Origin of the sequence: Streptomyces sp. NPDC007162, from assembly GCF_040634175.1 — a bacterium.
Taxonomy (GTDB): Bacteria; Actinomycetota; Actinomycetes; order Streptomycetales; family Streptomycetaceae; genus Streptomyces.
This window is the reverse complement of the sequence record NZ_JBEYFC010000257.1, coordinates 1-12,321: the sequence shown is the minus strand read 5'-3', so window position 1 is coordinate 12,321 and position 12,321 is coordinate 1. Positions and strand designations below refer to the sequence as shown.

8 protein-coding genes and 1 pseudogene are annotated in these 12,321 nt (G+C 73.3%); 5 read left to right on the top strand and 4 right to left on the bottom strand.

Features of this window, described 5'->3' with window-relative positions:
• Positions 1-71: 71 nt before the first annotated feature.
• Positions 72-1,076, top strand: a pseudogene (locus ABZ646_RS26825) (glycogen debranching enzyme GlgX); the annotation flags it as partial.
• Positions 1,077-1,094: 18 nt separating this feature from the next.
• Here the strand turns inward: ABZ646_RS26825 and ABZ646_RS26820 are convergent.
• From ABZ646_RS26820 to ABZ646_RS26805, 4 genes are read right to left on the bottom strand one after another with little or no spacing between them, the layout of a single operon-like run.
• Positions 1,095-1,739, bottom strand: a complete 645-nt coding sequence (locus tag ABZ646_RS26820) for a response regulator transcription factor (RefSeq protein WP_360523893.1) — start codon at positions 1,737-1,739, stop codon at positions 1,095-1,097.
• Positions 1,729-2,979, bottom strand: coding sequence for a sensor histidine kinase (locus ABZ646_RS26815; RefSeq protein WP_360523890.1), 1,251 nt, complete (start codon positions 2,977-2,979; stop codon positions 1,729-1,731). The genes ABZ646_RS26820 and ABZ646_RS26815 overlap by 11 nt, the downstream gene beginning before the upstream one ends.
• Positions 2,980-3,004: 25 nt before the next feature.
• The gene (locus ABZ646_RS26810) at positions 3,005-3,739 is read right to left on the bottom strand and encodes an ABC transporter permease (protein ID WP_360523887.1); all 735 of its coding nucleotides are present in this window, start codon (positions 3,737-3,739) and stop codon (positions 3,005-3,007) included.
• Complete coding sequence (locus ABZ646_RS26805; RefSeq protein ID WP_360523884.1) at positions 3,736-4,644, bottom strand: ABC transporter ATP-binding protein; 909 nt, start codon at positions 4,642-4,644, stop codon at positions 3,736-3,738. The genes ABZ646_RS26810 and ABZ646_RS26805 overlap by 4 nt, the downstream gene beginning before the upstream one ends.
• A gap of 192 nt (positions 4,645-4,836) precedes the next feature.
• On the opposite strand from ABZ646_RS26805, the gene ABZ646_RS26800 reads away from it, so the two are divergent.
• Genes ABZ646_RS26800 through ABZ646_RS26785 form a run of 4 tightly spaced genes read left to right on the top strand, consistent with a single transcriptional unit; the run spans position 4,837 to position 12,132 of the window.
• Complete coding sequence (locus tag ABZ646_RS26800; protein WP_360523881.1) at positions 4,837-6,669, top strand: ABC transporter ATP-binding protein; 1,833 nt, start codon at positions 4,837-4,839, stop codon at positions 6,667-6,669.
• Entirely contained in the window at positions 6,666-8,525 is a 1,860-nt protein-coding gene (locus ABZ646_RS26795; protein ID WP_360523878.1) for an ABC transporter ATP-binding protein, read from the top strand. The genes ABZ646_RS26800 and ABZ646_RS26795 overlap by 4 nt, the downstream gene beginning before the upstream one ends.
• 23 nt (positions 8,526-8,548) lie before the next feature.
• Complete coding sequence (locus ABZ646_RS26790; protein ID WP_360523896.1) at positions 8,549-10,393, top strand: ABC transporter ATP-binding protein; 1,845 nt, start codon at positions 8,549-8,551, stop codon at positions 10,391-10,393.
• Positions 10,390-12,132 carry an ABC transporter ATP-binding protein gene (locus ABZ646_RS26785; protein WP_360523875.1) on the top strand — a complete coding sequence of 581 codons (1,743 nt, stop codon included), beginning with the start codon at positions 10,390-10,392 and terminating at the stop codon, positions 12,130-12,132. Before ABZ646_RS26790 ends, ABZ646_RS26785 begins: the two co-directional genes overlap by 4 nt.
• Positions 12,133-12,321 lie beyond the last annotated feature (189 nt).

Sequence of the window (12,321 nt, the reverse complement as noted above, 5' to 3'; positions counted from 1 at the left end):
GCCTCCGGCCGCACGGTCGCCAACAACGACGACGGTGTGGCGGTCGTGATCGAGCAGCTGCTGGCGGCCCGCTGCGCCGGGTGAAGCTGATCGCCGAACCCTGGGACGTGGGCTCCGGCGGCTACCAGGTGGGCGCCTTCCCGCCGCTGTGGACCGAGTGGAACGACCGCTACCGGGACGCGGTCCGGGACTTCTGGCGCGGCGCCCTCCCCGACGTCCACGACCTCGGCTACCGTCTGTCCGGCTCCAGCGACCTCTACGCCTGGGGCGGCCGCCGCCCCTACGCCTCCGTCAACTTCGTCACCGCGCACGACGGGTACACGCTGCGCGACCTGGTGTCGTACGAGTCCAAGCACAACGAGGCCAACGGCGAGGAGAACCGGGACGGCTCGGGGGACAACCGCTCCTGGAACTGCGGGGCCGAGGGCGAGACCGACGACCGGGACATACGGGCGCTGCGCAGGCGGCAGCTGCGGAACCTGCTCACCACACTGCTGCTGTCGACGGGCGTCCCGATGCTGGTCGCGGGCGACGAGCTGGGGCGCACCCAGCGCGGCAACAACAACGCCTACTGCCAGGACAACGAGATCAGCTGGCTGGACTGGAGCCTGCTGGACGATCCCGAGTGGCGGCCGCTGTTCGACCTCACCGCCCGCCTCATCCGGCTCCGCCACCGCCACCCGGTGCTGCGCCGCCGCGCCTTCTTCTCCGGGCGCGCGCACTCGGCGGACGGACTGCGCGACCTGGCCTGGTTCACGGCGCACGGCGCGGAGATGACGGACGGCGACTGGTACGCGCCGGCCGCCACGCTCGGCATGTACCTCTCCGGGCGGGACATCCCCGGGCGGGACGAGCGCGGCGCGCCGGTCGTGGACGACAGCTTCCTGACCGTCCTGCACGCCGGTGACCGCCCGGTGGAGTTCCTGCTGCCGGGTCCGCCGTGGGCGGAACGCTACGAGGTGCTCGTGGACACCTCGCGGGAGGAGCAGCGTGCGGCGCCCGGGGCGGCGCACCCGGCGGGGACGGCGATCACGGTGCCCGCCCGGTCGGTGCTGCTGCTCAGGGTGACCGGCTGAACCGCCCCCGGTCCGGCGCTAGCCGAGGATGCCCCGCTGGTACGCCGTCGCGACCGCGGCCGCGCGGTCGTTGACGCCCAGTTTGGTGTACAGGTGGGTGAGGTGGGTCTTCACCGTGGCCTCGCTGATGAAGAGCTCCCGGGCGATCTCCCGGTTGGAGGTGCCCCGGGCGACCAGGGCCAGCACCTCGCGTTCCCGGGCGGAGAGCGGTTCGTTGCCGGGTGTGCCGGGGGTGCGGACGGCGGAGACCAGCCGGGAGGCGACGGCCGGGGAGAGCACGGTACGGCCCTGGGCGGCCGCGCGGACGGCGGTGAACAGCTCCTCGCGCGGGGCGTCCTTGAGGAGGTAGCCGGTCGCGCCCGCCTCGATCGCGGGCAGGGTGTCGGTGTCGGTGTCGTACGTGGTGACGACGAGGACCCTGGCGCGGGCGCCCCGCCGGGTCAGTTCGCGGATGGCGTCGACCCCGCCGCCGCCCGGCATCCGCAGGTCCATGAGGACGACGTCCGGGTCGAGGGCCGTGGTGAGGGCGACGGCCTCGGCGCCGTCCGACGCCTCGCCGAGGACCGTGAAGCCGGGCGCGGACTCGAACATGCCGCGCAGGCCGTCGCGGACGACGGGGTGGTCGTCGACGATCAGCAGGGAGATCGAGGGGTCAGCTGTCATGGCGGACCAACGGTACGCGTGCCGACAGGGCCGTGCCGAGCCCCGGTTCGGACTCCACGGTCAGCGTGCCCGCGATGCGTTCGGCGCGGGCCCGCATCCCGTCGAGGCCGAAGCCGCCGGCGCGGCTGCGGACGGGCACGGCCAGCAGGTCGAAGCCGGTGCCGTCGTCGCGGATGTCGAGGATGACCTCGTCGCCCAGGTAGGAGAGGGTGACCCCGACCCGGGCCGCGCGCGCGTGCCGGGCCGCGTTGGACAGTGCCTCCTGGACGATGCGCAGGAGGGTGGCCGCGACCTCGCCGTGCAGCTGCTCGGCGGTGCCGGTGAGCGTGAACTCGGCGCGGACACCGGTCCGTTCGCCCCACTCGGCGACCGTCTTGCGCAGCGCCTCCGGCAGTCCGTCGTGTTCCAGGGCGACCGGGGCGAGGTTGTGCACGGAGCGGCGGGCCTCGCCCAGGCTGTGCCGTGCGAGGGCCAGGGCGCGCGCCGTGTGGTCCCCGGCCGTCTGCGGGTCGGGGGTGTTGAGGACGACCTGGAGCTGGGCGATGATCCCGGCCAGGCCCTGGGCGATGGTGTCGTGGATCTCGGCGGCCAGCCGCCGCCGTTCGTCGGCGACCCCGGCCTCCCGGGCCTGGACGAGGAGTTGGGCGTGCAGCGCCGCGTTCTCGTCGAGGGCCTGCTGGAGGGCGGCGATGGTCTCGGTGCGCTCGGCGGTCCGCTGTTTCTCCTGCTCGGTGAGATGGGCGATCCCCATCTGGAGTGCGGAGTTGGCGACCACCAGTACGGCGAAGACGAGCCACTGGGGCGCGCTCCTCAACGGCATTCCGCCGGTCTGCGCGCCGGCCACGGTGACCGCGCTCGCGAGCAGTCCGAGCCGCCGCCACCGGCGCGGCAGCAACTCGTCGGCGTCCATGTAGCCGCTGGCGGCGTAGAACGCGAAGAACGGGCTGAGCCAGGTGAGGACGAAGCCGAGTGCCCAGCGGACGACGTAGTACGCCGTCCCGGCCGGGGTCGGCGTACGGCCGCGACCGGGCCGGCGCACCCGGGTGGCGTGCCACCACAGTTGGAGCGCGACCGCGGCCCCGATCAGGGCCCAGGCCGTGTACCACTTCGCCGGGCCGGTGTGCGGACCGGCGGTGGCGATCCCGAGGACGATGCTGATGCCGAGAAACCCGTACGGCACCCAGGTGTGCAGTTGCTCCCAGCGCCGGTCGATCTCGCTGTCCACCTCGGTCCCCGTCATGTCCCCAGTCTGCACGGACGGCCGCCTACTCCCAGCGGAACCGACGAGCCGCCCCCGCCGTGAGCAGCACCGCCCAGAGCGCGAGCACCCCCAGGTGGTCCCAGCCCGGCCAGTGCCCGGCGGCGGCCTGGTCCAGGGCGCGGGCCGCCGCGCCGAACGGGGTCAGCTGGACCACCCGGGCCATGGTGTGCGGCATCTCCCGCACCGGGATCCACACCCCCGCGCAGAACATCATCGGGAAGAACACCGCGGAGCCGATCGCGCCCGCGATCTTCGTGGTGCGGGACAGCGCCGAGACGACGGAGCCGAGGGCGAGGGCGGCCGCCGCCGCGAGCAGCAGCGCCAGCAGGTACCCGCCGGGCTGCTTCGGCAGTCGTACGTCGAAGGCGAGCCGGCCGACGGCGAGCGCGAGCAGCGCCGAGCCCAGCGCGACCGTGCCCTGCACCGTCATCTGCGCGGACAGCAGGGCGGCGGGCCGTACGGGGGTGAGCCGCATCCGGCGCAGGATGCCCCGCTCGCGGTAGCCGGTGAGCACCTGCGGCAGGGTCTGCACCCCGGACATGATCAGGGCGATCAGTACGGCGACGGGCACGTACGCGTCGACGGGCCGCAGCCCGCCCAGCGAGGAGTCGGCGTTGCGGAACGAGGGGATGGAGCCGAGGATCACCAGGAGCAGCGTCGGGAACAGGAACACCCAGAAGACGGCGCCGGGTTCCCGGCGGAACAGGCGGAACTCGGTGCGCAGGACGGCGGTGTTCATACCGCTTCCTCCTTCGTCAGGTCGAGGAAGGCGTCGTCGAGGGTCGCGTCCACGACGCGCAGCTGGTGGGCGGTGACGCGGTGGCGGGCGAGCAGGGTGATGACGGCGTTCACGGTCTCGTCGGTGCCGGCCAGCGTGATCCGGCCGTCCTTGCGTTCGACGGAGGCGAGCGCCGGGAGGGCGGCGAGGTCGTGGTCGTCCAGCGGGGCGGACGGGGTGAAGCTGATGACGGTGGCCCCGGCGCTGCGGCGGATCAGTCCGGCCGGGGTGTCCAGGGCGGCCACCCGCCCCTTGTCGATCACCGCGATCCGGTCGCAGAGCCGCTGCGCCTCCTCCATGAAGTGGGTGACGAGCAGCACGGTGACCCCGCGGTCCCGGACGTCCTCGATCAGCGCCCAGGTGTCGCGCCGGGCGCGCGGGTCGAGTCCCGTGGTGAGCTCGTCCAGGACGACGACACGCGGGTTGCCGATCAACGCCAGGGCGATGAACAGGCGTTGCCGCTGGCCGCCGGAGAGCCTGCCGAACCGGGTGGTGAGCTTCGGGATGAGCCCGAGGCGCTCGGCGAGCGGCCGCCAGTCGGCCGGATCCGGATAGAAGGAGGCGTACAGGTCGAGGGCCTCGCGGACGGTGAGCTTCGGCTGGAGTTCGCTCTGCTGGAGCTGGGCGCCCAGCACCCGGGTGACCGCCTCGTGCTCGGCGACGGGATCGAGCCCGGTGACCCGGACCCGGCCGGCGTCCGGCACCCGCAGCCCCTCCACGCACTCGACGGTGGTGGTCTTGCCGGCACCGTTCGGACCGAGGATCCCGAAGATCTCCCCCTCCTCGACGGCGAAGCCCACCCCGTCCACGACGGCCCGGCCGCCGTAGGACTTCCGCAGATCTGTCACTTCGATGACGGTTGGCATGCTCCGAGGGTCCCGGCCGGGCCGGGTCCGCCGCATCGGCCACCCCGCTCGACCCGGCATCAACCGATCGGCTGATGCGCCCCCTCCGGTCGTACGACCGCTCGAACGCCCTGGTCGTAGGACCTACGGCGGAGCCCGGTCCGGCCAAAACTCGGTGGGCGTCGTCAGTGCCGGTCCGTAGGCTCGCCCCTGATGCCTCCGACACGTGCAACCACCAAGGACCGGTCCGCCGTCCGTACCCTGCTGCGCCTGTGGCCCTACGTACGGCCGGTGCGGATGCGGCTGTTCACCGCCGCTTTCGTGGCGGTCGTCGCCTCCTGTACGGGGCTGGTGATCCCCCTCGTACTCAAGTGGATCGTGGACGGCCCGGTGGCCGACCGCGACCCGGCCGGGGTGTGGCTCGGCGCGCTGTACCTGCTGCTGCTCGGACTGGCGGAGGCGCTGCTCTTCGGGTTGCGCCGCTGGCTGGTCGCCAGACCCCTCTCCCACGTCGAGGCGTCCATGCGGGCCGGACTGTACGGCCACCTCCAGCGGCTGCCGGTCGCCTTCCACGACCGCTGGGCCTCCGGCCAGTTGCTCTCCCGGGCCACCACCGACCTCATGCTGCTCCGCATGTTCCTCGCCTTCCCGCTGACCTTCCTGCTGGTCAACGGGGTGACCATCATCGTCGGCGTGGTGATCATGCTGGTGCAGGACTGGACGCTGGGGCTGGTCATCCTGCTGCCGACGATCCCCGTGATCTGGACGTGCGTGCTCTTCGAGAAGCGGTACGCGACGGTGGCCCGGCTCGCCCAGGACCAGGTCGGCGACCTGACGACGGTGGTCGAGGAGAGCGTGCTCGGCATCCGCATCATCAAGGGATTCGGCCGCCACCGCAGCCAGGCACGCGCGTTCCGCGACCTGGTCCGCACCCTGCGCGGCACGGAGCTGCGCAAGGCTCGGATGCTGGCCACCATCTGGGGCGTCATCGTGACGCTGCCGGAAGTGGCCGTCGCAGCGGCCCTGTTCTGGGGTTCGGTGCAGGTCGCGGAGGGCGGCCTGAGCGCCGGCACTCTGGTGGCGTTCCTGTCGACGGCCCTGGCGCTGCGCTGGCCGGTGGAGTCGATCGGCTTCCTGCTGGCGATGAGCCAGGAGGCGGCAACGGCGACGGAACGGTACTTCGAGGTGCAGGACGCTGTGCAGGAGGGCGAGGTGGAGCGCCCCGAAAGGGGCGCGGGGAACGGCGCGACCAGCCACCACGGCGCCGCACCCGACCACGGCCCCCGACCCTCCGTTCCCGGACCCGACGGCATCCGCTTCGAGAACGTGCGGTTCCGTTACCCCGACGCCGCCCCCGATTCCGCCCCCACGCTCGATCTCGTCGACCTCCACATCCGCACCGGCGAGTCCATGGCCCTCGTCGGCGCCACCGGCAGCGGCAAGACCACCCTCACCGCCCTCGTCCCCCGCCTGCACGAGACCACCTCCGGCCGGATCACCCTGGACGGCACGGACATCACCGCCATGCCCCGCGAGGAACTCCGCACCCTCGTCGCCGTCGCCTTCGAGGAACCCACTCTCTTCTCGGCGTCCGTGGGCGAGAACGTGCTGATGGGAGCCGACGACGAGGCCGGCGAACCCGAGCTGGCCCGCGCCCTGTCCGTCGCGCAGGCCGACTTCGTGCACGCCCTCCCCCAGGGCACCGGCACCCAGGTGGGCGAGCAGGGCCTCAGTCTCTCCGGCGGCCAGCGCCAGCGCCTCGCGCTCGCGCGGGCGGTCGTCGGCCGCCCCCGCTTCCTCGTCCTCGACGACCCCCTGTCCGCCCTCGACGTCCACACGGAGGCCGCGGTGGAGGCCGCCCTGCGCGAGGTCCTCGCCGACACCACCGCGCTGATCGTCGCCCACCGCCCCTCCACCGTCCTGCTCGCCGACCGCGTCGCCCTGCTCTCCGGCGGCCGGGTCACCGCCGTCGGCACCCACCACGAACTGCTGCGCGACAACGCCGAGTACGCCCACCTGATGTCCGGGGAGGATCACCGCCGATGACCGCCGCCACCTCCCTGCCCGTCCCCGACGAGGACGACGAACTCGCCGGCCGGCCCTCCCGGGGCGGCGACCCCTTCGACCAGGACGTGCTGCCCACCCCGCCCGGCGCCACGGCCGACCTGCTCCGCTCGCTCCTCGCCCCCATGAAGGCGCGGGTCGCCGTCACCACCCTGCTCCTGCTCCTCCAGCAGGCCGCGGTGCAGGCCGGCCCGCTGCTGGTGGCGTACGCCATCGACCGGGCCGTACCGGCGTTCCGGCACCACGACCACGGCCCGCTGATCGCGGTCGCGGCCGGGTACGGCCTGTGCGCGCTGCTCTCCGGCGGCCTCCAGTTCGCGTTCATCGAGGTGTCCGCGCGGGTCAACCAGGACGTGCTGCTCGACCTGCGGGGCCGTATCTTCCGGCACGCCCAGGCGCTGAGCATCGACTTCCACGAGCGGTACACGTCCGGCCGGCTCATCTCCCGCTCCACCACGGACGTCGAGTCGCTGCGCGAGCTGCTGAACGAGGGGCTCCAGGAGCTGATCACGGTCATCCTCTCCTTCGTCTACATCTCGGCGATGCTGCTCTGGCTGGACGCGGGCCTCGGCGCGGTCGCCGTCGCCTCCTTCGTGCCGCTGTACCTGCTGGTGCGGCTCTACCAGCGGCGGGCCGTCCGGGTGTACAAGGCGCGCTCCACGGCGATCGCGGCGGTGATCGTGAAGTTCGTGGAGACGATGAACGGCATCCGTCCGGTGCGCGCGTTCCGCCGGGAGGCCGCCAACGACGCCGAGTTCGCCGTGCTGAACCGCCGCCACGAGCGCACCAACGGCGACGCCCTCCTGGAGATGGCCCGCTATGTCGTGGGCTCCCGGCTGGTCGCCAACACGGCGGTCGCGGGGATCGTGCTGTGGGGCGCCTACCGGGTGGCGTCCGGCTCGCTGGAACTGGGCGTCCTGGCCGCCGCGGTGCTCTACCTGCGACGGCTGTACGACCCGATCGACCGCCTCGGCATGTTCCTCAACTCGTACCAGTCGGCGGCGGCCTCACTGGAGAAGATCGCGGGTCTGCTGGCCCAGACCCCGTCCGTCCCGGAGCCCTCGGTACCGCGGGAACTGCCGCCGCAGGCGACCGAACTGCCCGGTCGCGAGGTCGTCTTCGACGGTGTCCGGTTCGCCTACCGCACCGGCGGCGAGGTGCTCCCCCGCTTCGACCTCACCCTGCCCGCAGGGCAGACGGTCGCGGTGGTCGGCTCCACCGGCGCCGGCAAGTCGACCCTCGCCAAGCTCCTCGCCCGTTTCTACGACCCGTCCGAGGGCCGGGTCCTCCTGGACGGCGTGGACCTGCGCGAACTGACCGTGCCTGAACTGCGGCGCGGGGTGGTGATGGTCACCCAGGAGGCGTTCCTGTTCTCCGGCACGGTCGCCGACAACATCACGATCGGCCGGCCGGACGCCACCCGCGAGGACATCGAGCAGGCGGCGAAGGCGATCGGCGCGCACGAGTTCATCGCGGCCCTGCCCGACGGCTACGACACGGACGTCCGCAAGCGCGGCGGGCGCATTTCGGCGGGACAGCGCCAACTGGTCGCGTTCGCACGCGCCTTGCTCGCCGACCCGGCGGTGCTGATCCTCGACGAGGCGACCAGTTCGCTGGACGTCCCCGGGGAACGGGCGGTGCAGCGGGCGATGCAGACCGTGCTCAAGGGCCGTACGGCGGTGGTGATCGCGCACCGGCTGTCGACCGTGGAGATCGCCGACCGGGTGCTGGTGATGGAGCACGGCCGGATCGTCGAGGACGGCCGTCCGGCCGAGCTCATCGCCGGGACCGGCAGGTTCGCGGATCTGCACCGGGCGTGGCGGGACAGTCTGGCGTGACCGAGGGATCGGGGGCCCGCAGGGTGATCGACGCGTACGAGGATCCGGGGACGCCCGACACGCGCGGCGGCTGGTACTACCTGTGGTGGCTGGTGCGCGTCCAGCCGGGCCGGTCACTGGCCGGGGCGCTGCTGGGCACTGTCTGGCTGACGCTGATGGCCGGGACGCCGTACCTGATGGCGCGCGCCGTCGACGACGGCCTGGTGCCCGGCCGGACGGCGGTGCTGGCCGGCTGGACGGCGGCGATCTTCCTGCTCGGGGCGGTGAACGCGTGGGTCAGCATCCTGCGCCACCGCACGATGACCCGGGTGCGGATGGACGCCTACTTCCGCACGGTCAAGGTGGTCGTCGGGCACGCGGTCCGGCTCGGTGCCGAACTGCCGCGCCGGGCCGGGGCCGGTGAGGTCGTCACGATCGGTGTCGGCGACGTGCACACCATCGCCCAGGCGCTCACCGTGGTCGGCCCCGGGGTGGGCGCGGTCGTGGTGTACGCGGTGGTGGCAGGACTGCTGATGACGGTCTCGCCGCTGCTGACGGGCGTGGTGCTGCTCGGGGTGCCGGTGGTGGCCCTGCTCGCGGGCCCGCTGACCCGGCGGCTCCAGGGCAGGGAGACCGAGTACCGGGAACGCCAGAGCGTCCTCACGGCCCGCATCGGCGACCTCGCGGGCGGCCTGCGCGTCCTGAACGGCCTGGGTGGCAAGGGCCTGTTCGCGGACGCCTTCCGCCGCGACTCCCAGCACCTGCGCGCCCAGGGGTACCGGGTGGGCGCGGTAGCCAGCTGGGTGCAGGCCCTGGGCGTCGGCCTGCCCACGGTGTACCTGGCGGTGGTCACCTGGATCGCGGCCCGGATGACCGCCCGGGGTGACATCACGGTGGGCCAGTTGGTCTCGGTCTACGGCTATGTCGCGGTCCTGGTCGGCCCGGTCGCGTTCTTCCTGGACATGGGCTACCAGCTGAGCCGGGGCGTGGTGGCCGCCCGCAGGGTCGTACGACTGCTGCGACTGGAGCCGGAGCAGACCGAGGCCACCGGACGGCCCCCGGCCGCCCCGGCCGTCCTGCACGACCCGGAGTCGGGGGTGCGCGTGCGCCCGGGCCGCCTGACGGCCCTGGTGGGCGCTTCCGCGACAGAGACGACGACGGTGGTGGACCGCCTGGGCAGGTACACCCCGTCGGACGTGACCTGGGGGGTGGTGCGCCTGGAGGCGGTCCCCCTCCCGGAGGTCCGGTCCCGCATCCTGGTGGCCGACAACGAGGCAGACCTGTTCGCCGGCACCCTGCGCAACTCGATCGGCGCCGACACAACGCGCCCCGTCAGGGGCGCGGGGAACGGCGCGACCAGCCCCCACGCACCCGCACCCCTCGCACAGCCCTCCCCCGCACCCCCTGCCGCTCCCCTCACCGCAGCCCTCCACGCCGCCGCGGCCGACGACATCGTCCAGTCCCTCCCCCACGGCCTCGACTCCGAACTCACCGCCCAGGCCCGCAACCTCTCCGGCGGCCAACGCCAACGCATCCGCCTCGCCAGGGCGTTGCTCGCCGACCCCGAGGTCCTCCTCGCCGTGGAGCCCACCTCCGCCCTGGACGCCCACACCGAGTCCCTCGTGGCGGAGCGCCTGCGCACCGCCCGCGCCGGCCGCACCACCCTCCTCACCACCACCTCCCCGCTGATGCTGGCCCACGCCGACGAGGTGATCCACCTGGTCGACGGCAAGGTCGCCGCCACCGGCACCCACGAGGAACTGCTGGCCCACGACCCCGGCTACCGCGCCCTCGTGGCCCGGGACACGGAAGAGCCGGAAGAGCTGGAAGAGGCGGAAGAGCCGGAAGAGGCGACGACGCAAGAACCGGAAGAGGAGGTCGCCAGGTGACGACGGGGCAGCTGCCGATCGCCGGCCGGGCCGAGGTCCGCCGCGCCACCCTGCGTCTGGTGAAGGCGGACCGCGCGGCCTTCACCGCCGCCATCCTGCTGAACGCCCTCGCCGCCGCCGCCGGCCTCGCGGGCCCCTGGCTGGTCGGCCGGATCGTGGACGCGGTACGGGCCGGCCGCGGCGTCGGCACCGTGGACCACCTGGCCCGCTGGATCGTGCTCTGCGCCCTCGCCCAGCTGCTGCTCGCCCGTTTCGCCCGCTACCTGGGCCACCGGTTCGGCGAGCGGACCCTCGCCCGGGTCCGCGAGGAGTTCGTGGACCGGGCGCTGGCGCTGCCCGCGTCGGTCGTGGAGCGGGCCGGCACCGGCGACCTGACCGCCCGCGGCACCGGCGACGTGGCCACCGTCGGCACCACCCTGCGGGACGTCGGACCCGAACTGCTGGTCTGCTCGGTGCAGGCGCTGTTCGTGATGGGCGCGGTCTTCGTACTGGATCCGGTGCTCGCGCTGTTCGGGGTGGTCGGGCTGACCCCGGTGTGGATCGCGCTGCGCTGGTACCTGCGCCGGGCGCGGGACGGCTACCTCGCCGAGGGCGCGGCCACCTCGGAGGTGGCGGAGACCGTCACGGCGACGGTGGCGGGGGCCCGTACCGTGGAGGCGTTCCGGCTCCAGGAGCAGCGGATCGCGACGAGCCGCGACGCGCTGGAGGCCAACCGGAGGGCCCGCTTCTACACCTTGTACCTGCGGTCCGTGTTCTTCCCCGCGGTGGAGGTGTCCTACACCGTGCCGGTGGCGGGGGTGCTGCTGCTCGGCGGGCTGCTGCACGCGGGCGTCGGGGTGGTGGTGTCGGCGGCGCTGTATCTGCGGCAGTTCACCGAACCGCTGGACCAGATCCTGATGCGGGTGGAGCAACTCCAGTCGAGTGGCGCCTCGTTCGCCCGGGTGGAGGGGCTGGCGCAGGCTCCCCGGGCGGCCGCGGAGGGCGGGGTGCCGGCCCCGGCTGACGACCGGATCGACGTGCGCGGGGTGCGGTACGCCTACGAGCGGGGCGGCGAGGTGCTGCGCGGGGTGGACCTCACGGTGCGGCCCGGGGAGCGGCTCGCGGTGGTCGGTCCTTCCGGGGCCGGGAAGACGACGCTGAGCCGGCTGCTGGCGGGCGTCGACGCGCCCGGCGCGGGCACGGTGACCGTGGGCGGGGTGCCGATCGCCGGTCTGGAACCGGAGCTGCTGCGCCGCCAGGTCGTCCTCGTGACCCAGGAACACCATGTCTTCCTCGGCACGGTCCGGGACAACCTCCTGATCGCCGAACCCGGCGCGGACGACGCCGGGCTGTGGGCGGCGCTGACGGCCGTCGGCGCCGACCGCTGGGTCCGTGCGCTCCCCGAGGGCCTCGACACCGTGCTCGGCACGGGCGGTCGCGCCGTCGACGGGTCCCAGGCCCAGCAGCTCGCCCTCGCCCGGGTGGTGCTGGCCGACCCGCACACGCTGATCCTGGACGAGGCGACCGCGCTGCTCGACCCCACGACCGCCCGGCACACCGAGCGCGCCCTGGCGGCCGTACTGGCGGGCCGTACGGTCATCGCCATCGCGCACCGGCTGGGCACCGCGCACGACGCCGACCGGGTGGCGGTGATGGAGGGCGGCCTGCTCACCGAACTCGGCACGCACGACGAGCTGGTGGCGGCGGGCGGGGCGTACGCCGCGCTCTGGGCGACCTGGCACGGTGACCGGAAGGCGTAGCTCCCGGAGCCCTCTCTCCTCGACCGCGGCAAACATTCCGCATATCGAACATGAACATCCGGTCAACGGACCATTTCCGGCCAACTTCCTGACGCGGTCCTGACAGACGACGTTTTCTGCTGCCACTCTTCCCACGGCCGACTCACAGCAACCCCACAGAGTCACCTTCGAGGCTGCCGAGTCCGGCAC